This is a genomic window from Bradyrhizobium pachyrhizi (assembly GCF_029714545.1).
GTDB lineage: Bacteria > Pseudomonadota > Alphaproteobacteria > Rhizobiales > Xanthobacteraceae > Bradyrhizobium > Bradyrhizobium pachyrhizi.
Genome location: NZ_CP121667.1, coordinates 3,565,707 through 3,587,438, shown reverse-complemented (window position 1 = coordinate 3,587,438; position 21,732 = coordinate 3,565,707). Strand labels below are relative to the sequence as shown.

Genomic DNA, 21,732 nt, shown 5'->3' with positions numbered 1-21,732 from the left:
GATCAGCCCCCGCCCACGATCGCGTTGAAGACGCGGCGCACCTCGCTCTGGGTCTCGCGCAGGCGGGCTTCCAGTGCGGAGAAATCCGGCGTGTCCCCGGCCCGCGCCATCACGCGCAGCAGGTCTTCGCCCGCGGTCTCCGGATTGAACTTGCCGGTGACGCAGAGCCGCAGGATCTGCGTCAGGTCATGATAGAGCCGCGCCGCCGAGCGCAGGATCTCGGCCTCGGACTGGCCGAGCAGGCCGAGCCTGGCGGCGTTGTCGAGCACCTGCAGCGTGGAGACGCTGAGGATTTCCGGCTTCCCCGCGGCATGCGCGAGCTGGAGATACTGCGCGATGAAATCGATGTCGACGAGCCCGCCGGCGGCGAGCTTGAGATCCCAGACGTCGTCCTCGCCCTTCTCCAGCGCGATCGCGCGCCGCATGTCGGCGACGTCGGCCGCGGCCGATGCCGCATCGCGCGGCCGGGTCAGCACGCTGCGGATGATCGTCTCGATCTTCTCGCGGAACCCAGGCGACGACGAGATCACGCGGGCGCGCGTCAGCGCCATGTGCTCCCAGGTCCAGGCCTCGCGCTCCTGATAGTCGGAGAATGAATCGATTCGCGAGGCGACCGGGCCGGCGCGCCCCGACGGGCGCAGCCGCATGTCGACCTCATAGAGCACGCCGTAATTGGTCCGGGTCGTGAAGGCGCTGATCAGGCGCTGGGTGAAGCGGGCAAAATACTGCGCGCCATGCAGCGAGCGCTCGCCGTCGGAATCCGGCGCCTCGCCGTCGAAATCGTACAGCAGGATCAAATCGAGGTCGGAGGACGCCGTCATCTCGCGACTGCCGAGCCGGCCCATCGCGATGATCGCGGTCTCCTGCCCCTTGATCCGGCCATATTGCGCGGCGAACTGGTCGGTGACGAGGCCGTGCACGGTGTGGACGATCCCCTCGGCCACATCGGCAAAGGCGGTGCTGGCGTGCTGCGCCGATACCGTGCCGGACAGGATCCGGGTGCCGATCAAAAACAGGCTCTCCTGGCCGAACAATCTCAGACGATCGAGGAAATCCTCGTAGGACGAGGCATCCTGCAGCGTGGCGGCGAGCCGCTCCGACAGTTCCTTCTTGTCCGGCATGGCGCCGAAGAAGCGCGGGTCGACCAGGCCGTCCATGATCTGCGGCTGCCGCGCCAGCATGTCGCCGAGCCGCGGAGCCGCGCCGAGGATCAGCGCCACCAGCGCGACGAAATCGCGGTTCTGGCTGAGCAGCGAGATCAGCCGCCCGCCCCGCTGCAGCGCGCCGAGGAAACGGTCGAACGCCGCCACCGCATCGTCCGGCTCCTCGGCATTCGCGAGGCCGTCGATCAGGCCGGGAATGAATTCGAGGAACGCGGCGCGCGTCGCCTCGACGCGTAGCGCGCGATAGTCGCCCTCGATCCATTGCTGCACGGTGCCGGCAACCGCAATGGGCTTCTTGAAGCCGAGATTGGCGAGATGCTCGATCAGGCGGGCGTCCTCGGGCCCGGCGCCGTAGTCGATGTCCGGCAGCTTCGCGGTGCCGGTCGGATCGTCGCCCTCGAACAGCTTGCCGTAGTGGTTCTGCACGATCTTGAGCTGGCCGAGCAGGTCCCTGGCGAAGGCCTCGCGATTTTCGTAGCCGAAGAAATGCGCAAAACGCTCGACGTCCTCGGGCAGCGAATGGGTCTGCTCGTCGGCGATCATCTGCAGCCGGTGCTCGACCCGGCGCAGGAATTCATAGGCCGTCGTCAGTTCGTCGCGCGCCTCATAGGTGATCCAGTTGCTGTTGGCGAGCACATTGAGCGCCTCCAGCGTCGGCCGCACCCGCAACTCCGGATGGCGGCCGCCGGCGATCAGCTGCTGGGTCTGGGCGAAGAACTCGATCTCGCGGATGCCGCCGCGGCCGACCTTGACGTTATGGCCCTCGACCGAGATCTCGCTCTGGCCGCGATAGGTCTGCATCTGCCGCTTCATGTCGTGGACATCGGCAAGCGCGGCAAAATCCAGATGCTTGCGCCAGACGAACGGCGCGAGCTCGCCGATCAGCGCCTCGCCGGCCTTCGGATCGCCGGCACAGGGCCGCGCCTTGATCATCGCGGCGCGCTCCCAGGTGCGTCCCTCGCGCTCGTAATAATGCAACGCTGCGTCGGTCGAGATCGCGACCTGGGTCGAGGCCGGGTCCGGACGCAGCCTGAGATCGACCCGGAACACATAGCCGTCGCCCGAGCGCTGCTGCAGCATCCGCGCCATCGCCTGGGTGACGCGCACGAAGAACGGCTGCGGCTCGATGTCCTCGGCGAGCGAGGTGGCCGCGCGATCGAAGAACACGATCAGGTCGATGTCGCTGGAATAGTTCAGCTCGCCGGCCCCCATCTTGCCCATCGCGAGCACGATCAGGCCCGAACCCGCTTCGGGGTGATCGGGATCGGCGGCGGTCATCCGGCCGCGAGCTACTTCCTGCCGGAACAAATATCGCAGCGCCGATTGCACCGAATTCACCGCGATGTCGGTCAGCGCCGCCGTCACCCGCATCACCGGCCAGACGCCGCCGATGTCGCACAGCGCGATCATCAGCGCGGCCTCCGCCTTCATGCGGCGAAGCAGAACCATCACGTCGGCCTCGCTGCCGGCGGCGAACACATCGCGCGACGTCGTCTCGATCAGGTTGGCCAGATGCTGTTCCGGGTCGCATGACAGGATCCGGATCAGGCGCGCGGCGTCGGCACGCGCGAGCTCGAACAGGTAGGGCGAGAACTCGGCGATGCCGCGCAGGATGTCCCGTGCGAACGGATGTTCGAGCAATGCATTGAGCGCGCCCGATTGCGCCGGCTCGAGCTCGGCGAACCAGTCGGTCAGGCGCTGATCGGCGGATACGGGCGCGGCGACACGCGGTCCGTCCGCGAACCGCGCGGCCAGACGATGTCGATCCGCGTTTCCCGGCGCGGCGGCATTCATGCCGCCTTCTGTGGCACATCCTGCGTTTGAGCCGCAAGCCTGTCACTGCCGCCCGCCCGCGCGGGCAGCACCAGGGTGGCGATCAGCCCCGGATGGGCATCGCCGAGCCTGAGCTCGCCGCCATGAAGCGTGGCGACCGCCGAGGCCAGGCTGAGGCCGAGACCGGAACCGGGTAAGGTCCGGCTCGCCTCGAGCCGGACGAAGCGCTCGACAGCGTGCTTGCGGTCGGCCTCGGGAATGCCCGGACCGTGGTCGGTGACGCTGAGCAGGACCTGGTCGCCCTCGCGCCGCGCCTCGATCAGGATCTCCCGGGCATCCGCATTGAGCGGCTGCACGCTCACGTCGGGCTTGCCGTATTTGATGGCATTCTCGACCAGGTTGGCGACCGCCTGGCTGATCAATTCGCGGTTGCCGTGAATCGGCGCCGGCACGGTCTTCACCTGCAGCGTCATGCCGTCGTCCTCGGCCAGCGGCTCGTATAGTTCATGGATGCCGTTGGCGACGTCGGCACCGTCGAAATCGTCCATGTTGCCGCGCGCCTGGCCGGACTCGGCACGCGCGATCATCAACAGGGCGTTGAAGGTGCGGATCAGCCCGTCGGATTCCTCGATGGTGCGTTCCAGCGCCGCCCGATAGTCGGCCTCGCAGCCCGACCGCGCCAGCGCCTCCTCGGCGCGGTTGCGCAGCCGCGTCAGCGGCGTCTTGAGGTCATGGGCGATGTTGTCGGAGACCTCCTTCAGCCCCGTCATCAGCGCCTCGATGCGCTCCAGCATGGCGTTGAGATTTTCCGCCAGGCGATCGAGCTCGTCGCCGCTGCGGCCGACCGGCAGCCGGCCGGACAGATCGCCCGCCATGATGCGCTTGGTGGTGCCGGTCATGGCGTCGATCCGGTGCAGCACGCGGCGGGCGACGAAGATGCCGCCGCCGATGCCGAGCACGACGACGACGAGGATCGACCATTGCGCGGCCTTGGCGACGATGCCGAACAGCCGCCGCCGCTCCTCAAGGTCGCGCCCGACCAGCAGGCGGAAACCGTTGTCCATCTGGGTGACCCGCACCAGCGCGCGGTGATCGGTCTTGTCCTGGTCGTCGAGCCGGCGATAGGCGGTCTCGGTCCAGCCCTGCGTGCTCATCACGCCCGGGGCCAGCGCGCCGACATTGCCGGCGAGCATCTGCCCGTTCGGCGCCGTCACTAGATAGAGGTTGGCGCCCGGCCGCAGCGCACGATTGCCCATGGTGCTCAGCAGGCCGCGCAGGCCGCGGCGGTTGTAGATGTCGGTGATCTCGCTGATCTCGACATTGACCGTCGTCGTGATCTGCTCGGTGATCAGCCGCCGCGTGTTCCAGGCGAAGTAAGCCAGCAGCGAGGCGGCGAACAGCGCGAACAGGAACAGGTAGACCAGCGTCAGCCGAAACGCCGTGGTCCGGATCAGTTTACCGAATGCCGTCACGGATCATATACCCCGCACCGCGGATGGTATGCAGCAGCGGCCGCTCAAAACCCTTGTCGATCTTGGAGCGCAGCCGCGAGATGTGGACGTCGATGACGTTGGTCTGCGGATCGAAATGATAATCCCAGACATTCTCGAGCAGCATGGTGCGCGTCACCACCTGCCCGGCATGCTTCATGAGATATTCGAGCAGGCGGAACTCGCGCGGCTGCAAGGTCAGCTCGTCCTTGCCGCGGGCGACGCGGTGCGACAGCCGATCGAGCTCGAGGTCGCCGACCCGGTAGGTCGTCTCCTCGGCCGGGCCGACATTGCGCCGGGAGAGCACCTCGACGCGCGCGAGCAGCTCGGCGAAGGAATAGGGTTTCGGCAGGTAGTCGTCGCCGCCGGCACGCAGGCCCTTGATGCGGTCATCGACCTGGCCGAGCGCCGAGAGGATCAGCACCGGCGTCCGGTTGCCCTTGTCGCGCAGGCTGCCGATCAGCGACAGGCCGTCACGCTTCGGCAGCATGCGATCCACAACCAGCACGTCGTAGTCGCCGGACTCGGCCATCGACAGCCCTTCCTCGCCATCGGAGGCGAGATCGGCGATATAGCCGACTTCGCGGAATGCCTTGACCAGATAGTCGGCTGACTCACGGTCGTCTTCGATGATCAGGATGCGCATTTGCGGAGCGATTGCGGTCACGGAAATTGGCCCTCTGTCAGCATGACGCGGCCGGCCTGCACATGCAAGACGACCGCGCATATTCTCGATTGCTTGAAAAAAGTGGGCGGTGAAGCTGGGGGACCTCACCGCCCTGAGACCTTCCGACAGAGGGGGGCATATTCCATCGAAAGGCAACGTAGGGAGCGAGCAAGGGGCCCGCCCCCCGGAAGGCGCCGTCGGCGGGGGCGACTGATGCCGGCGACGCCTTCCAACTCATAGATAGTTATCCCTTCGCCAGCGGCACTGCCACAAAGCGCGACGAACCGCCGCTCTTCACGCGCATGAGAACGCTGTTCTTGCTGTCATTGCGCGCCGCGGTGATCGCATCCCGCACTTCACCGGCGGTGCCGACGGACTTGCCGGCGACCTCGAGGATCACGTCGCCTTCCTTGAAGCCCCGCTCAGCGGCAGCACTCTTGGGATCGACTTCGGTCACGACCACGCCTTCCTTGCCGGCGCCGGCCACGCTGTTGGCGGGCGCCACGGTGAGGCCGAGCTTCGGCACGTCGGTGCCGCGGGACGAATTGCCCTTGTCGCTCTTGTCGGTGTCAGCCTTGGCTTCCAGGTTGTTCGGCAGCTGGCCGAGCGTGAGGTTGACGGTCTTGTCCTGTCCCTTGTGCAGCACGTTCAGCTTCACGGCATTGCCGGGCGCGAGGCCACCGATGGTGCGGGCGAGCTCGCGCGCATCCTTCACCGGCTCGCCGTTGACGGCGGTGATGACGTCACCGGACTCGATGCCTGCCTTGGCCGCGGGGCCGTTGGCCTGCGGTTCGGCAACCAGCGCGCCTTCGGCCTTCTTCATGCCGAGGCTGTCGGCGATGTCGGAGGTCACCGGCTGGATCTGGACGCCGATCCAGCCACGGCTGACCGCGCCCTTGTCCTTCAGCTGGGCGACGACGCTCTTGACGGTCTGGGCCGGGATCGAGAACGCGATGCCGACGCTGCCGCCGGACGGCGAGTAGATCGCCGTGTTGACGCCCATCACCTCACCGGACACGTCGAACGCCGGGCCACCCGAATTGCCCTTGTTCACGGGCGCATCGATCTGGATGAAATCGTCATACGGACCGTTACCGATGTCGCGGCCGGAGGCCGAGACGATGCCCGCGGTCACGGTGCCGCCGAGGCCGAACGGATTGCCGACCGCCAGCACCCAGTCGCCGATGCGCGGCTTGGAGTCGGACAGCTTGGCAAACTGGAAGTTGGAGCCGCCCTCGACCTTGATCAGCGCGAGGTCGGTGCGCGGATCGGTGCCGATCACCTTGGCGGAATAGGTCTTGCCGTCGTCGGTGGTGACTTCGACCTTGTCGGCGCCGTCAACGACGTGATTGTTGGTCACGGCAAAGCCGTCAGCCGAGATGAAGAAGCCGGAGCCCTGGCCCGTCACCACGCCACCGCCACGCGGTCCACCGCGCAGGCCCGGGGGCAAGCCATCCGGACCGCCGAAGCGGCGGAAGAAGCGCTCCATCGGCGAACCCGGCTGGAACGGCGAATCGTCATTGCCGCTGTCGTCCTTCGCGACCTTCTCGCGAATGTTGACCTTGACCGAGATCACCGACGGCTTCACGCGCTCGACGATGTCGGCAAATCCGACCGGCTGCTGAACCTTCTTGACCTCGTTATTGACCTGCGCATGCGCGGGCGTCGTGAACAGGTCGGCGGGGTTGTGCGAGGGGCTGAAGCCATAGGTGGCGGCACCGAGGCCGGCCACGACCGACGCCATCAGCGCGAGTTTGCGGGCAGAGAACAGCGAGCGCTTCGGCGCCTTGTAGGACGGAAGGGTCGAGAGGTCGGGACGGTCGGTCATGTCTTGAAATCTCCAGGGCCAGAATCATTGGTGCCGGGGCAAGCACCTGATGGGTCTGAACATGGGGTCATCAGCCTTACGGCGCGCTGGCTGCGGAATTAAACTTTTGTAATTGAGGCGGCCACCGCTGCGGCAGAATAGCGCAGGTAAATAAAGGACTTAAAAGGGAACTAAAGCGACTTGTCCGGCGCGGATTCCGCCGCCAGCAGGCGTTCCAGGCGCGCACGCTCGTCGGACGTCAGTCCGGGGGCGGAATCGCCCCCGCCGGCAGCCGGATTTGCCTTGCGCCGGCCGAGCCGCCAGAGCGCAAAGCCGCCCAGCAGCAGCGCCAGCGGCGGGGTCAGCCACAGCAGCAGCGTGTGCTCGTTGAGACGCGGCTTCAGCAGCACGAATTCGCCGTAGCGGGCCACCAGGAAATCGATCACCTGGACGTCGCTGTCGCCGGCCGAGATGCGTTCACGCACCAAAAGACGGAGATCGCGCGCCAGCGGCGCCTCCGAATCGTCGATCGACTGGTTCTGGCAAACCATGCAGCGCAGCTCCTTGGAGAGCTCGCGCGCCCTCGCCTCCTTCGCCGGATCCGCCATGACCTCGTCGGGCAGCACCGCCCGGGCGGGCATCGCACCGAGCATCAGGGTCGCCGCAAGCACGGCGGCTGCAAGCGCGCGCGACCGCATCACTCGGCCGCCTGCAATGCGCGTGCTGCTTTGGCCGGTTTCGGGGCGCCGACCCGCAAGCGGCGGTCGGACAGCGACAGCATGCCGCCGAACGCCATCAGCACCGGTCCCCACCAGATCATCAGCACCAGCGGCTTGTGATAGATGCGCACCGCGATCGCGCCGTCGGCCGAGGTATCGCCGAGCGAGATGTAGAGCTGGCTTGCGCCGCGCGTCATCAGCGCGGCCTCGGTCGTCGAGGCGCCGCGCGTTGTGAAGTTGCGCTTCGACGGCGTCATCACGCTGACCTTCTCGCCGTCACGCGTCACGGTGAATTGCGCGACCATCTCGCGGAAGTTCGGCCCCTGCCGCGGGTTCAGGCCGTCGAGCCGCAGCTGGTAGCCGGCGACGCGGGCGACGTCGTCGGGCTTCATCGCGCCGATATATTCGCTGTTCCAGGTGGTCTCGCAGACGATCCCGATCAGCGCGACGCCGAGACCGGCATGCGCGAACGCCGTGCCCCAGGTCGCGCGTGGCAACCCGCGCGCGCGGCGCAGCGAGAGCGACAACGGAATCCGGAACAGCGCGATGCGCTCGGCGAGATCGCACAGCGCGCCCATGATCACGAACACCGCCAGCCCGATCGCAAGCGGCGCCAAGGTCGCGCCGCCATAGGTCCACGCCAACACCAGCGCCATCGCAACCAGCGCGACGATGCCGGCCACCATCAGCCGCTGCGCCGCGCCGAGCAGGTCGCCGCGCTTCCAGGCCAGCAGCGGCCCGAACGGCACCGCGAGCAGCAGCGGCACGAACAGCGGCGCGAAGGTGAAATTGAAGAACGGCGCGCCGACCGAGATCTTCTCACCGGTCAGCACCTCGAGCGCCAGCGGATACAGCGTGCCGATGAACACGGTCGCGCAGGCGGTGGTGAGCAGCAAATTGTTGAGCACCAGCGCCCCCTCGCGCGAGATCGGCGCGAACAGCCCGCCCTGCTTCAGCGCCGGCGCGCGCCAGGCGTACAGCGACAGGCTGCCGCCGATGAAGACGAACAGGATCAGCAGGATGAACACGCCGCGCGTCGGATCGGTGGCGAAGGCATGGACCGAGGTCAGCACGCCGGAGCGCACCAGGAAGGTGCCGAGCAGCGACAGCGAGAAGGTCAGGATCGACAACAGGACGGTCCAGACCTTCAGCGCGTTGCGCTTCTCCATCACCAGCGCCGAATGCAACAGCGCGGTGCCGGCAAGCCACGGCATCAGCGAGGCGTTCTCGACCGGATCCCAGAACCACCAGCCGCCCCAGCCGAGCTCGTAATAGGCCCAGTAGGAGCCCATCGCGATGCCGAGCGTCAGGAATATCCACGCCATCAGCGTCCACGGCCGCACCCAGCGCGCCCAGGCGGCGTCGATCCGTCCCTCGAGCAGCGCCGCCACCGCGAACGAGAACGAGATCGAGAAGCCGACATAGCCGAGATAGAGCATCGGCGGATGCACCGCGAGGCCGATATCCTGCAGCACCGGATTGAGGTCGCGGCCCTCGAGCGGCGGATTGGCGATGCGCAGGAACGGGTTCGAGGTGATCAGGATGAACAAGTAGAACGCGCTGGCGACCCAGGCCTGCACCGCCAGCACATGCGCACGCAGCGACAGCGGCAGATTGTTGCCGAAGGCCGCGACGAGGCCGCCGAACAGCGCCAGGATCGACACCCACAGCAGCATCGATCCTTCATGGTTTCCCCACACGCCGGTGATCTTGTAGAGCAGCGGCTTCAGCGAATGCGAATTCTCGTAGACATTGGCGACCGAGAAATCCGAGGTGACGTGCAGCGTGACCAGCGCTGCGAACGACGCCGCGACGAACAGCAACTGGGCGAGCGCGGTCGAGCGCGCGACGTTCATCAGCGCCGCATCGCGCCAGCGCGCGCCGACGATCGGCACGATGGACTGGATCAGCGCCAGGGCGAGCGCGAGCACCAGGGCGTAATGTCCGCTTTCGGCAATCACCGCATGGCTCCCTGTGTCGGCGCCGCGGAGGCGCTCGGCTTCGCACCGTAGTCGTCCTTCCAGTGGCCCTGCTTCTTCAAGGCGTCGGCGACGTCCTTCGGCATGTAGGTCTCGTCATGTTTGGCGAGCACGGTGTCGGCGCGGAACACGCCGCTCGCGTCGAGCGCGCCTTCGGCGACCACGCCCTGCCCCTCGCGGAACAGATCCGGCAGGATGCCCTTGTAGGCGACCGGCAGCGTCGCGCCGCCGTCGCCGACGGTGAAGGTCACGGCGAGATTGTCGCCGCGCTTCAGCGAGCCCTGCTCCACCAGGCCGCCGAGGCGGAAACGCTTGCCCGGACCAAGGTGCTTTTCGGCGACCATCGACGGCGTCGAGAAGAACACGATGGAATCGCGCAGCGCGTTCAGCACCAGGCCCGCGGCGATCGCGAGCACGACAAGCGCGCAGCCGATCAGTGTCAAACGCCGTTGCTTCCTGGTCATGTTCCATCCTTGCGCATGACATCCTCCGAAAACCGCTGCGCACTTTTCGGCGTCATGCGTTATCCATCCAGCCCGAGATTCTTCAGCCCCTCATTGAGCTGACGCAACCGGTCCGCATCGTTGGCGACCGCCTGACGGGCATCCGCGAGCGCGCTCATCGCCTTGTCGCGCTCGCCCATCACGAGATAGGCGCGGACCAGCCGCAGCCAACCCTCGACGTCGTCGCCATTGGCCTTCAGCCGCGTCGCCAGCCGATCGACCATGCCTTTGATCATGGTGCCGCGATCGGCCTCGCTCATGTCCCTGGCCGCGGCCACCGCACTGTCCGGCAACGCCGGTGCGCTGACGCCGCCGGGCGAGCTGCCGCCGACCCTCACGAGCGCGGCCTGCACCAGCGGCCGCCACGGCGCGTCCGCCGGCGCCTTCGCCAGCATCTTCTGCCACAGCGACGCGGCATCGGCCTTGCGGCCGTCCTGCTCGGCGGCGAGGCCGAGGAAATAGTTCGCCTTGGCATCGTCGCCATTCAGCGCGACCGCGCGCTCGAATTCCGCCTTGGCGTCCGCGGTGACGACGCCGCCGGCAGTCCCCATCAGCGCCTCGCCGAGATCGGCGCGGCGATCGGCGCTGTCGCCGGCATAGGTGATGGCGTTGCGATAGGCGCGGACGGCGTCATCGTAGCGGCCGAGGCGCGACAGCACCGGCGCCAGCACCGTCCAGCCGCGGCCGTCGGTCGGGTTCTTTTCCAGATGCGCCTCGACCTGGGCGACCAGATTGGCGAGCGGCTGGTTGGCGTCGGCCACCCGACCGCGCTCGGCGAGCGGGAAGTCACCAAGGCGCGGCGAGCCGAGCGCGAGATAGAAGCTCGAGGCAATCACAGGCAATCCGACCAGGCCGACGATCGCGGCAGTGCGCCGCAGATTGAGGCTGCCTTGCACCGGGGCCTCACGTCCGCCCTGGTCGGCGGCGGCCAGCAGCCGGCGGCTGATCTCGACCCGCGCGGCATCGGCCTCGGCCGCACCGATGATGCCGGCGGCCATGTCGCGGTCGATTTCGGCGAGCTGGTCGCGGTAGACCACGACCTCGCTGCCACCGGTATCCGCGCGCCCGCGGCGGCTGAGCGGCCACAGCACGGCAAAGATCGCCGCGACCGTCATCAGCGCGAACACAAACCACAGCGTCATCAAGCGGTTCCCGGATGGAACGGCGGCTTCCGGCAAGCCGCCTTAGAATCGCTTTACACTACCGGCGGCGAGCCCGGCAATTGACAATTACTGGATCGGCGGAAGGTCGAAATCAGGCGGTTTTCGGTGCCCTTCCGACGGGATCGCAACGGTGTCTCCTGGCGAAGGCGCGCGCTGCCAAAATATCGAAAACAACCCCATGCAAAGTAGCGGGGCGGTCGCCGGCGCTCGATTGATGGTTGACACGTCGGGCAAATCAGTGCCACACTTCCATTATTCCGAAATAACGCAAATGCCCATCGTCCCGCCTTGGCGGGTCGGCTTGCCGTCGAACATGCTCGCGAATTGCGCGATCTCGCTACCCCGCGCGGGAAGATTTGCGCTCACCGGTCACGGCGTTTTCGGCCGCCCGGTTCATCAACGAGGCGTAGTCGTGGCCGAACAGCACCTCGCAGAAGCGGATCGCGGCCTTGACCTGCTGCTGGCGGAAGGCCCGGACCCGCGCGTCGCCGCCGCGCAGCGACTGCACCAGCCCCTCGGTCGACTGCTCGACATAATGTTGCAGGTCGGAGAAGGTCCGCAGGGTCACCTCGTTGATGGCGAGCTCGCTGGCATAGGTGCGGCACACCGCGACGAAATCGATCAGCGCGGCGGCGTCCTCGACTTCGGACTGGTCGATCTTGGCGCCGGCCATGATGTCCTTGTCGGCGCGCTGGCGCAGGATGCGGCGGACCCGGCCGGGCACGCTGTCGATCTCCGATTGCAGCGCATTGGAGGTATCGGCGCGGACCGAGGTGAGCTGGCGGCCCCAGGTGGAATCGTTGCGCAGATCGAGCTCGGTGCGCAGGCCGCGGACGCCGTCATGCAGGGTCTTGAGCTGCTCGCCGACATAATCGAAATGCCCGCGCCTGATGTCGGTGCGCAGGCAGGCCGCGACGAACGACAGGTCGTGCAGCGCGATGGTGACGGCGATACCGTACGGCGTCGCCGCAACCCGCAGTTCGTCGTCGGAGGCCGCCATCTTGATGGCGAGGCGGACGATCTGCCAGGGCGCGGCGAGCCGCTGCGCAATCAATGACAGCGCAAACGGCAGCATTTGCGGCGTCTGCAGCGACGGCAGCTTGAGCGCTTCCGTGGCGGAGGCGATCTGGGAATCGGCGAACACGCGGATCTGGCTCGGCAGCCGGCTGCCCAGGGTTTCCAGCGCCTCGCGGGCCTGCAGGACGAGGCCGATCGGCAGCAGGTCCTCGACCACGTTTGGCGGACCGACCCGCGACAGCGCGCGTTGGCGATCGTCCTGACTTGGCCCCGCGATCTTGAGGATGGCGTCCGCGGCCGCAAGCTGGAACTTGCGCGCGGCAGTTTCCATCGGACCGCTCTCCGTGGCCGCGGCGAGCGCCGCCTCGAACGCGCGAGCCGCCTCGGGCGCGCCCTCGCGGGCCAGCCATTGCCAGATCGGCAGCAGCGAGGCGCGCCGGAGCTGGCCCGGCCGGGTCGGGAAATTGGTCTCGGCGAGGAATGGCTCGAGCGGCCGGAACAGGAGCCGCGCCGGATCATCGCTGCGCGGCTGGATCTGCTCGTCCTCCTCGGCCCCGCGCACGATCTTGCGCAGCTGTTCGAGGACCAGATTGGCGACCGCGACGTCGTCGCCACGTTCGACGGCGCGCTCCAGCTCGCGCATCAGCAGCGCCTGCGATTGCGGCGGAAGCTGTGCGAGATAATCCCTCAGCCGCTCGGTCGATTTCTGGCTCATGCGCCCGGTCGTGAAAGCTTGGTACCCGGCAAAAGCCGCAGCCCGTCCGCCCGCAATGATAGCGGCGGGCCCGTTAAGAAGCCGTTTAGGAATAATAGCGGCGCCGAAGCGAGAACAGGGACGCCCGCCTTCAGGGGCGAAGCAGACACGCGGACCGGACGTCAGCGATATCGCCTTGTCCCAAGGCGGACCTCGTCGAACGTTCCTCGCAGGTCGCATGGGCTCGCCTGGCGCTCCCTGCGCGTCGAAATTTGGTTACGTGGTTCAGACTTCCACTTTTGCGACCGGAAATGGGCGGTTGATCCGAGATTCCACGGGAACCCGCAGCCCCTTCGAGATGTAAGCATTGGTTCGATAGTGACCCGCCAGCAATATCAGCTGCAGGATCGCTTCATCGGTGATGACGGGGCGCATGTCGTCCCAAAGTGCATCGCCGATCGTGGCCGTGTCATGCAGTTCATCAGCAAGGCGGATGAGGATGCGGTCACCGGATTCCCAACAGGTGTCATCGGCAGTGCCGTGGACCGATGCGCGCAGTTGCGCTTCGGTCAAGCCTGCATTGTCGGCAAAATAGTGAACGCGCAGGGTCCACTCAAAGGCATTCTGACATCGCCCTGTCACGCGCAGAAGAAACACCTCGCGCTGGCGCAGAATGATGTGGCTTGGATCAAGGTAGGCGACGGACCCGAGACGATACGATCAGGTTCTTCCGCTTGTGGTCCCACGCGGAAGTCACCCTCACGTCCGATTTCGGGCTGCAAGCAGACGCGCTTGGGAAGCCCGGTTGATCCGCGCGGTTCAAATGCCGAACGAGTGCCTCATCTGCCTCAGCATCGCCATGACGGCGTCGGTGTACCTGCCATTGGTGAAGTACTGATCGACTTGCGATGCGCTAGACAGCGCGATGATTGCAATTGCGAAGCCTTTGAGCATGGCCTCTCCTTCGGAAAAGAAGGGTCCAAGAGAATTTCGGAATTCGCTGCCGCTGATCGCGACCTACCTGCAATGGTGGGATAATGGCAGGAATTGGTGGTCGATCGATAAACGAGGTCCAAAAAAATTGATGGGCCTATAAATTCTAGCACTGTGAACCGGGTCGGCGACGATGGCGTAGGTACTTTAGCGCCTGCCTCGGAAAGCGGGTACGCGGGACTGTCCCCCTTGAGGATATTTAACCCGGGTGTTTTTCAGGTTTGGTTCTTCTGCCCATGCATTGCTTACTGTGAGGGGGCGGAGGATCGCTTCTGCTCTCGTATGGTCGATGCGGCGCGCACACCTGAGGGCGTCTCGCCGAAGTGCCGGCGGAACGTGCGATTGAAATAAGAAACGTCACCAAAGCCGGCTGCATACGCGATATCTATGATGGCCAAATGCAGATGGTGTGGGTCAGTCAACATCGCGAAGGCACGCTGAAGCCGGCATCCTGCAAGGTGCTCGGTGAACGACTTTCCGGTCCCCTCGTCGAGCAATTTTTGCACGTATCGCCGCGACATGCCGATCGCTCCAGCGACCTTGTTCAAATCGAAATTGGGATCGCTGGAGCGTCGCGCGACCTCCGCCAGGATCGCCTGCAGCTTTGCTGCCTTCACACCGCGCTCCCTAACGATGTCTGCTGCTTGGTTGGTCGGCCCGAGCGTCGCAGCTACAAGATCGAGGAGATGGACGCTGACGGTGGCGGCCAGTTGTGATGACGGAGGTTCTTTAAAGGATGCGAGCGACCGAAGGTAGCGGTTGACGAGGCTCAGCGCCGGTCCGGAACGCACTGGCCGACCTGATAGATCTTCCGGGTTGGCAACCAGAGACCTAAGGGCGGCAGCCTGCACGGTTACGAATTTGACGCTCCCCCCACGCGGCCCAAATACTCGCAGCGTCCTTCCCCGATCGACCAAACAAGCGGAGCCGACGTCATAGGCATGCTCTTGGCCAGCATTTGCAAATTGGACCGGTCCGGCCTCGACGAGGTTCAGTCCGAATTGTTCACGGCTATCCTTGAGGTGGTGTTTGTGACGAATAAACTCCACCGGCGTCGTGACAAGGCGACAAACGCCAACCGCACCGAGCGACAAGTAGGTGACTTCGATACGTGGGCGGCCACCGCTGTGGTCTATCACGTCCAACGCGAGGTTCAGCCGCGCAAACTCCTCACGAAACGTCGAGAACCGCGTGCGCTCCGGAAGCATCTCGGTCGACCACCGCAAAAGGTGAGATGACGTTGGCATCTCGACCTCCCGTCTTGGGGCAGCCCCTCGATAAATCATTACAAAGGGCACGTCAGTTAAGCAATCGTAAACGATATGGTCCGTTGTCGGCGCTTGACCGACACGACTAAGCGCACCTCTTTTGTCCGCTTCTGACGCTAAAGCGCGATGAGATTAGGTTGAATCGTCATCGCGCCTTAGCTCTTTGTTTGAGCATGATCTTTTCGGAAAACCGCTTCGCACTTTTCCGGATCATGCTTTAGTGTTGTGTCTTTTGATGTGTGATTCACTCAGCGTCATTCCGGGGCTCGCGAAGCGAGAACCCGGAATCTCGATCCACAACCTCCGGATTCCGGGTTCGCGACTTCGTCGCGCCCCGGAATGACAGACTATCAGAGATACAATACTACACCGCCGGCAGCATCAGCACGGCCCGCAGGCCGCCGATCGGCGCGTTGTTCAGGGCGAGATTGCCGCCATAGAGGCCGGCGAGGTCGGTCACGATCGACAGGCCGAGCCCCGAGCCGGGTTTCGACTCGTCGAGCCGCTGGCCGCGCCGCGACACCTGGGCACGCTCGGCTTCCGACAGGCCGCGCCCGTCGTCGTCGACCACAATGCGCAGCCTCGGCCCGGCGCCCGAGGCCTCGGGCGAGACCACGGTGACCTCGACGGACACCTGCGAAGCCGCCCATTTGCAGGCGTTGTCGACGAGATTGCCGACCATTTCCTCCAGATCCTGCCGCTCGCCGCGAAACCGTGCCGCCGGATCGGCCTTCGCCTCAATCGAGAGGTCGCGATCGCGATGGATCTTCTCCATGGTCCGGCGCAGCGCCTCGATCACAGGTGCGACGTCGGTGATGGTGCTGACGATGGTGGCACGGGCGGCGATCCGCGCGCGCTCGAGATGGTGCGCGACCTGGTCCCGCATCAAATCGGCCTGCTCCAGCACCTTGCTGGCGAAGGGATCGGCGGCATGGGCGGCCGCCTCGTTCACGATCACCGACAGCGGCGTCTTGATCGCATGGGCGAGATTGCCGACATGGGTGCGCGAGCGCTCGACGATCTCCCGGTTGGCATCGATCAGCGCATTGGTCTCGCGCGCCAGCGGCGCGATCTCGACCGGAAACCGGCCTTCCAGCCGCTCGGCGCGGCCGGAGCGGATATCGGCAATCGCATCCGAGATCCGCTTGAGCGGCGCGAGGCCGTAGCGCACCTGGAAGACCGTGGTCAGCAGCAGCACGACGCCGAGCGCGGCGAAGGTGCCGCCGAGATAATAGTCGAAGCTGCGCGTCTCATCGAAGATCTCGGTGGCATCGCCGGCGACGCTGACCAGGAACTTGCCGTCGGCGCCGAGATCGACCGGCCGCTCCACCACGCGCAGGCTCTGGCCTTCGGGCCCGTCGACATAGCCGAGGCGGACCCCGGCGGCGGTCAGCTCGGCGCCGTGCTCCTCGAGCTTGGGCAGCTTCTTGTCCCACAGCGAGCGCGAGGCGCGGGTCTCGCCCTTTTCGGTATCGGTCCGGGTGATCTGCCAGTACCAGCCCGACAACGGCAGGTCGAACAGCGGCTCGCCGAGCGACTGGAACTGGCGGTCCGCCGGCTCGTCCGGCGTCGCCACTTCGGCGATCAGGGTGCGCAGATAGAGATTGAGCCGCCGGTCGAAGGCGCGCTCGGTCGCGTCGCGATAGACCGACGACAGGATGACGCCCGTGATCGCCAGGATCACCACCACCCAGGCGGTCGCCGAGACGAACAGGCGTGTCGCAAGCGAGCTGCCGCCCATCAGGGCACGAGCTCGAACATCGCGTCAGCGGGCCGCGACAAGGCGAGTTCAGACATGGCGAATCCAGTCCTCCTGGCGCGGATCATGCCAATGCCCGCATCGCGATCAAGCACCTTAAGAGCATGATCCGATTGAATAGGACATGCTCTTATCCTGTTGTTTGGTCCGCGCTTTCTTCACGCGAACGAACCGGCGTCCACTTCGCTCGAAAATGGTTTAGGTCGGCGGCGACAGCATGTAGCCGAGGCCGCGAACGGTCTGGATGATATCGACATCCAGCTTCTTGCGAATGCGCCCGACGAACACCTCGATCGTGTTGGAGTCGCGGTCGAAGTCCTGGTCGTAGAGATGCTCGACCAGTTCGGTGCGCGAGACCACCCGCCCGGTGTGGTGCATCAGATAGTCGAGCAGATTGTACTCGTGCGAGGTCAGCTTGATCGGATTGCCGTTGACGGTGACCCGCTTGGTGCGGGTATTGAGCGCCACCGGCCCGCAGTTCAGTTCGACCTGGGCATGCCCGGTCGCGCGGCGCAGCAGCGCGCGGATCCGCGCCAGCACCTCCTCGAGGTGGAAGGGCTTGGCGACATAGTCGTCGGCGCCGGCGTCGAAGCCCTGAACCTTGTCGCTCCAGCGATCTCGTGCGGTGAGGATCAGCACCGGCATCACCCGCTTGTTCCGCCGCCAGGCCTCAAGCACCGAGATACCGTCCATTTTCGGCAGCCCGATATCCAGCACGACCGCGTCATAGGGCTCGCTGTCGCCAAGGAAATGCCCCTCCTCGCCGTCGAACGCGCGATCGACCACATAGCCGGCGTCCGTCAGGGCGGTGGTGAGCTGGCGGTTCAGATCCGGGTCATCCTCAACGACGAGCAGACGCACTTTGGCCTCCGAGAGTGAGCATTACGACATTCCGGCACCAAATGAGGCTTCCGGCCGTGAACGGCTTATGAATGGACCCGCAAGGCGCCGCTTATTTTTCGTCAGGTGCACCATCCCGGGAACCCGCGCAAGCACCCCTGGTTCCCTCCATGAGATGCGCGCGAAGTGAGATTGGGTTTCAGTCTAAGGTATTTAAATACCCAAAACTTGAAACCAATTGTTGCTGGCAACCTTCAAGCGGACAGAGCACGGGCAACATGTCGGGTCATTTGCAGTCGACCGGCAAGTTAACCTTCGACGACCATTTCCATGTCGCTGACACCGGCGATGCGCTAATTCAACCCCGGCGCGCCCAGCGCACATGGACCGGGAAGAACGCGTTGCTTGTTTCAAAGATACGGAGGTTCGGCGTGATTGCAGGCTGGCTTGCGCTTGCGTTGATCGCCTTCGTGACACTGTCCCCGATCCAGGACCGTCCCTCGCTATTCCATCCGCAGATCGAGCATTTCGCTGCTTTCGCCGTGATGGCGCTGGCCTTCGTGCTGGGCTACCCGCGGCGCACTGCGCTGATCGTGCTCCTTGTCATCTTCAGCGCGTTCACGCTCGAAGCAATGCAATTCCTGACACCGGACCGTCACGGCCGCCTGATCGACGCGATCGTCAAGGTGGCGGGAGGTCTCGTCGGCATCGGCGTCGGTCGCTTCATGCTGCTCGCGCTGCGCTACCAGCTCGGCCGGCTGAGGTCGGACGTGGAACAGTCCGCGAACTGAGCGGCCGGCGCATTGCGCTCAATCGCGCTTCGGCGCTTCCGCCGACTTCGTGTCGTCTTGCGCCATGCATTGCTGAAAGAAATGCAGCCGATCGCCATTCATCGGCACGGCCCCCGGTCGCTTGTAGGGGTAGACCATGTAGGCCGCGCGCAGGCAGCGCTTTGCGGTCTCGGCGGCCGGTGCGGCGACGGCGGCACGCGATGCCAGCAGGAGCGCCAGCACGACACTGAACCGGACGGACACCCCGCTCACGGTTTCTCGCATTCCGAGTAGAACACGCCGTTCGCAGCCGCCAGCCGCTGCAGGCAATGCCGCTTGTCGGTGACCGCGCCCTCGACCGTGAAATCGTAGGCCTGCGCCTTCAGGATCAACGCGTAACGTCCCGGCGGCAGCGGCGCGTCGTCGCGCGGCAGGACCTCGAACATCTGCGGATCGTCCTTGAGCGGCGCCGCGCGGAACGGGATCGAGATGTTGCGGATCACCCAGGTATCGTCGCCCGGCGAGACCACCGGCTTGCCGGTCGCGTCGAACGTGGTCTGCTGGCTCACATGCGCGATCAGACGCACATCGATCGGGTCGGAGGCGCCGCCGGCACCCTCGCGCCGGAACACGAAGAAGCGGAGATGTCCGTCCGGCAGCGTGGTCTCGCTCGGCCTGGTGATCGCCGCCGAGATCGCCACCCGCGGATCCGGCGCACGCCCCTGGATCAGCTGCAGCTCGTAGAGCTTGCCGCCGCTCTCGGCGTAGACGCCGTACGCGGTCGGCAATGGCCGTCTCGGCGCCGGCGGCTCGGCCGCAGCGACCGGCGCCGGGACGGCCGCGACCACCGCCGGCCTTTGGGTTTCAGGCGGCGCCGATGCCAGCGTGCCGGCAATCATTGCGCGGGCCGCGGCCAACGACACGCCGCGTTGCTGCAGCAGGACAACGGCCGCGATCAGCCCGAAGAACGCCAGCATGACAACGTAACGAAGTGGCGCCGACGACGACCATCGCGGACCGCGCGCCACCGCAGGCTCGACGCGATCGAGGGTCGTGACAAATGCCGCCTCGGCATCGATCCGCGGCGGTGCCTCGATCCGCCGCGCGGCGCCCGCCGCCTCGAGGAATGCGGGCAGCGCCCGTGCCGGCGGCACCGCGAATTTCTCGATCACATTGCTCTTGGTGTGCGCTTCGACGCCTTCGATCGCCACTTCCAGCGCCTGCATCAGACGCTGCTTTTCCGTCGGATCCTCGTGCGCGAGCTGCTGCAGCTTCTGCCGCGCGAGCTCGTAGACCGCGCTGCGCAGCTGCTGCGGGTCGGCGCTCACGGAATCGATGGTTCGCGCCAGCACCAGCGCGAACTCCACCTCGGGGTGCGCAGGACCGATGTCCCTGACCGTTCTCTGGGCCGGCGTCGGCGTCATAAATGTTAGTCTGGCTTGCCCGTAATGTTACAACATTCTATGTGGATTTTACTGTTAACACAAACCACCAGACCGGCAGATGACGCCACGGTTTGACCGTCCCGATCCGAGCAGCAGCAGGATTCTTTGACCCGTTCTCTGCACATCATGGACCAGTGGTTGTTCGCGCCCAAGCGGGACCGCCGATCCTGGCCGGACGTTCTGCTCCTCGCGGGATGGGTCGCGCTGGTCGGCTTCCAGATCGGCCGTCACGTGATGTGGCGCGACGAGGTCCGCGCGCTCACCATTGCCCTGAACGGCGACGATCCGGTCGCCATGCTGAGAGGGTTGCATGGCGAGGGCCACCCTGCCCTTTGGTACCTTCTGCTGCGCGGCGCGCATGCCGTGTTCGATCGGGTCGAGGTGCTGCCCGCCGTCGCCTTCGTGGTCGGGGTCATCACGGTCGCACTGCTGATCTTCCGGTCACCATTCCCACGACCGTTGGTCCTGCTGCTGATCACGGGCCATGGGCTGTTATTTGAGTATGTCGTGATGGCCAGGAACTACGGCATCTCGGCCCTGTTCCTGTTCGCGATCGCGGCCTGCTATCGGGCCCACCGCGACCGTGGTTTGCTGCTCGGTGCGCTGCTATTCCTGCTCGCCAACACCAACGTCGTCGGCGCGATCATGGCCGGCGCATTCCTGCTGTTCTGGCTGCTCGACCTGCTCGAGACCGATGGCTGGCGCTGGTCGCCGCCTCTCACCAATTTCGCGATCAATGCCATCATCGCGACGTCAGGCGTCGTGATCTGCGCCGTGACGATGCTGCCGACCTATAATGACGCCGCGGCCCGGGACTGGTCGCACGAGTCACCGCTGGCGGCGGCAATCCTGTCCCTGGTGAACCCCGGCGCGACGTCGCTGGGCGCGCTGTTTGCCAATCTGCTGCCGGGGGTCGCGGGATCGGTGCTGCTGTTCGGCGCGACGCTCGGGCTCTTGCCGCGGCGACCGGCCTTCCTCGCCGCCATCGCCGCCGTGTTGCTGACGTCGTTGTTCTTCGCCGTCGCCGCCAACGGTGCCTACCGACATGCCGCGGTCTGGCTCAGCTTCCTGATCGCGCTTTACTGGATCGGCTGGAGCCGGGTCACCGCGCCAACCGGCTCTCGGGCGTGGCTCGACCGGCGCTTGCCGGCGATCGGACGCGTGTCGCTCCTGCTGGTGCTCGCGATCCAGACCGCCGCCGGCATCAACGATTTGCGCAACGCGGTGACCGGCATGGTTGCGAGCCGCAGCGCCGATCTCGGCCGCCTGATCGCCTCGCGCGCCGATCTCACCAATGCACTGATCCTCGGCGAGCCGGAATGGCTGGTCGAGGCGCTGCCCTACTACGTCAAGAACCGGACTTATCTGGCGCGCGACCACAAATTCGGCAGCGTCGTGATCTTCTCGCGCAAGGGCAAGATGGACAGCGATCTCGGCGAGACCCTGCGCCTTGCCCGCGAGCTTCGCGACACGACCAGCGCGCCCGTCATCATCCTGCTGGCCTACCGGCTCGACGAGATCACGCCCGACCGGATCTACGACGAAGGCAAGGATTGGCGGACGTTCCGTGCCTCAGCGGCGCAGATCCGCGATTTCCGCGAAGCGACCACGATGCTCCGCCGCTTCGGCCCCGCCAAGACCGACGAGAGTTTCGACGTCTACCTCCTCAACTAGGCGATCGA

The 21,732-nt window shown here is 65.7% G+C and carries 18 protein-coding genes; 2 read left to right on the top strand and 16 right to left on the bottom strand.

The window, feature by feature from the left end; genetic code table 11:
* Positions 1–2 precede the first annotated feature (2 nt).
* The 14 genes from QA639_RS16400 to QA639_RS16335 all read right to left on the bottom strand — a co-directional run bounded on the left by QA639_RS16400 (position 3) and on the right by QA639_RS16335 (position 17,856).
* A complete protein-coding gene (locus QA639_RS16400; RefSeq protein ID WP_283090232.1) occupies positions 3–2,957 on the bottom strand; it encodes a bifunctional [glutamine synthetase] adenylyltransferase/[glutamine synthetase]-adenylyl-L-tyrosine phosphorylase in 2,955 nt (984 codons plus the stop codon).
* Positions 2,954–4,408 (bottom strand): sensor histidine kinase, encoded by a 1,455-nt coding sequence (locus QA639_RS16395; RefSeq protein ID WP_050387037.1) that lies wholly within the window; start codon positions 4,406–4,408, stop codon positions 2,954–2,956. The genes QA639_RS16400 and QA639_RS16395 overlap by 4 nt, the downstream gene beginning before the upstream one ends.
* Positions 4,392–5,072 carry a response regulator transcription factor gene (locus tag QA639_RS16390; protein WP_028331552.1) on the bottom strand — a complete coding sequence of 227 codons (681 nt, stop codon included), beginning with the start codon at positions 5,070–5,072 and terminating at the stop codon, positions 4,392–4,394. Before QA639_RS16390 ends, QA639_RS16395 begins: the two co-directional genes overlap by 17 nt.
* Before the next feature lie 265 nt (positions 5,073–5,337).
* Positions 5,338–6,921, bottom strand: a complete 1,584-nt coding sequence (locus QA639_RS16385) for a Do family serine endopeptidase (RefSeq protein ID WP_028331553.1) — start codon at positions 6,919–6,921, stop codon at positions 5,338–5,340.
* A gap of 170 nt (positions 6,922–7,091) precedes the next feature.
* Positions 7,092–7,598 (bottom strand): cytochrome c-type biogenesis protein, encoded by a 507-nt coding sequence (locus QA639_RS16380; protein WP_283090231.1) that lies wholly within the window; start codon positions 7,596–7,598, stop codon positions 7,092–7,094.
* A complete protein-coding gene (locus tag QA639_RS16375; protein WP_283090230.1) occupies positions 7,598–9,580 on the bottom strand; it encodes a heme lyase CcmF/NrfE family subunit in 1,983 nt (660 codons plus the stop codon). Before QA639_RS16375 ends, QA639_RS16380 begins: the two co-directional genes overlap by 1 nt.
* A complete protein-coding gene (ccmE, locus tag QA639_RS16370) occupies positions 9,577–10,062 on the bottom strand; it encodes a cytochrome c maturation protein CcmE (RefSeq protein ID WP_283090229.1) in 486 nt (161 codons plus the stop codon). The genes QA639_RS16375 and ccmE overlap by 4 nt, the downstream gene beginning before the upstream one ends.
* A 59-nt stretch (positions 10,063–10,121) precedes the next feature.
* Positions 10,122–11,243, bottom strand: coding sequence for a c-type cytochrome biogenesis protein CcmI (gene ccmI / locus QA639_RS16365; protein WP_283090228.1), 1,122 nt, complete (start codon positions 11,241–11,243; stop codon positions 10,122–10,124).
* A 358-nt stretch (positions 11,244–11,601) separates the two neighbouring features.
* Complete coding sequence (locus QA639_RS16360) at positions 11,602–12,996, bottom strand: hypothetical protein (RefSeq protein WP_283090227.1); 1,395 nt, start codon at positions 12,994–12,996, stop codon at positions 11,602–11,604.
* Between the two features lie 264 nt (positions 12,997–13,260).
* Positions 13,261–13,632, bottom strand: a complete 372-nt coding sequence (locus QA639_RS16355; protein WP_051375973.1) for a hypothetical protein — start codon at positions 13,630–13,632, stop codon at positions 13,261–13,263.
* 162 nt (positions 13,633–13,794) lie between these two features.
* Positions 13,795–13,929 carry a hypothetical protein gene (locus QA639_RS16350; RefSeq protein WP_283090226.1) on the bottom strand — a complete coding sequence of 45 codons (135 nt, stop codon included), beginning with the start codon at positions 13,927–13,929 and terminating at the stop codon, positions 13,795–13,797.
* A gap of 284 nt (positions 13,930–14,213) precedes the next feature.
* Positions 14,214–15,215, bottom strand: a complete 1,002-nt coding sequence (locus QA639_RS16345; protein WP_160321812.1) for a helix-turn-helix transcriptional regulator — start codon at positions 15,213–15,215, stop codon at positions 14,214–14,216.
* 385 nt (positions 15,216–15,600) lie between these two features.
* The gene (locus tag QA639_RS16340) at positions 15,601–16,977 is read right to left on the bottom strand and encodes a sensor histidine kinase (protein WP_050387046.1); all 1,377 of its coding nucleotides are present in this window, start codon (positions 16,975–16,977) and stop codon (positions 15,601–15,603) included.
* Positions 16,978–17,193: 216 nt separating this feature from the next.
* Complete coding sequence (locus tag QA639_RS16335) at positions 17,194–17,856, bottom strand: response regulator transcription factor (protein WP_028331562.1); 663 nt, start codon at positions 17,854–17,856, stop codon at positions 17,194–17,196.
* A gap of 410 nt (positions 17,857–18,266) precedes the next feature.
* On the opposite strand from QA639_RS16335, the gene QA639_RS16330 reads away from it, so the two are divergent.
* Positions 18,267–18,626: a VanZ family protein gene (locus tag QA639_RS16330; RefSeq protein ID WP_283090225.1), complete on the top strand. Its 360-nt coding sequence runs from the start codon at positions 18,267–18,269 to the stop codon at positions 18,624–18,626.
* 18 nt (positions 18,627–18,644) lie between these two features.
* Here QA639_RS16330 and QA639_RS16325 read toward each other — a convergent pair whose 3' ends face one another.
* Together QA639_RS16325 and QA639_RS16320 are read right to left on the bottom strand one after the other, a co-directional pair.
* On the bottom strand, positions 18,645–18,878 hold the full coding sequence (locus tag QA639_RS16325) for a hypothetical protein (protein WP_244482546.1): 234 nt from the start codon (positions 18,876–18,878) through the stop codon (positions 18,645–18,647).
* Entirely contained in the window at positions 18,875–20,029 is a 1,155-nt protein-coding gene (locus QA639_RS16320) for a hypothetical protein (RefSeq protein ID WP_283090224.1), read from the bottom strand. Before QA639_RS16320 ends, QA639_RS16325 begins: the two co-directional genes overlap by 4 nt.
* 126 nt (positions 20,030–20,155) lie before the next feature.
* On the opposite strand from QA639_RS16320, the gene QA639_RS16315 reads away from it, so the two are divergent.
* Positions 20,156–21,724: a hypothetical protein gene (locus QA639_RS16315; protein ID WP_283090223.1), complete on the top strand. Its 1,569-nt coding sequence runs from the start codon at positions 20,156–20,158 to the stop codon at positions 21,722–21,724.
* Positions 21,725–21,732: the final 8 nt, after the last annotated feature.

Bases quoted from the DNA above. Each gene is read 5' to 3' on its own strand.
- QA639_RS16345 (WP_160321812.1), bottom strand. From the start codon at position 15,215: ATGCCAACGTCATCTCACCTTTTGCGGTGGTCGACCGAGATGCTTCCG.
- ccmI (WP_283090228.1), bottom strand. From the start codon at position 11,243: ATGACGCTGTGGTTTGTGTTCGCGCTGATGACGGTCGCGGCGATCTTT.
- QA639_RS16350 (WP_283090226.1), bottom strand. From the start codon at position 13,929: ATGCTCAAAGGCTTCGCAATTGCAATCATCGCGCTGTCTAGCGCATCG.
- QA639_RS16390 (WP_028331552.1), bottom strand. From the start codon at position 5,072: ATGCGCATCCTGATCATCGAAGACGACCGTGAGTCAGCCGACTATCTG.
- QA639_RS16380 (WP_283090231.1), bottom strand. From the start codon at position 7,598: ATGCGGTCGCGCGCGCTTGCAGCCGCCGTGCTTGCGGCGACCCTGATG.
- QA639_RS16320 (WP_283090224.1), bottom strand. From the start codon at position 20,029: ATGACGCCGACGCCGGCCCAGAGAACGGTCAGGGACATCGGTCCTGCG.
- QA639_RS16360 (WP_283090227.1), bottom strand. From the start codon at position 12,996: ATGAGCCAGAAATCGACCGAGCGGCTGAGGGATTATCTCGCACAGCTT.
- QA639_RS16385 (WP_028331553.1), bottom strand. From the start codon at position 6,921: ATGACCGACCGTCCCGACCTCTCGACCCTTCCGTCCTACAAGGCGCCG.
- QA639_RS16400 (WP_283090232.1), bottom strand. From the start codon at position 2,957: ATGAATGCCGCCGCGCCGGGAAACGCGGATCGACATCGTCTGGCCGCG.
- ccmE (WP_283090229.1), bottom strand. From the start codon at position 10,062: ATGACCAGGAAGCAACGGCGTTTGACACTGATCGGCTGCGCGCTTGTC.
- QA639_RS16340 (WP_050387046.1), bottom strand. From the start codon at position 16,977: ATGGGCGGCAGCTCGCTTGCGACACGCCTGTTCGTCTCGGCGACCGCC.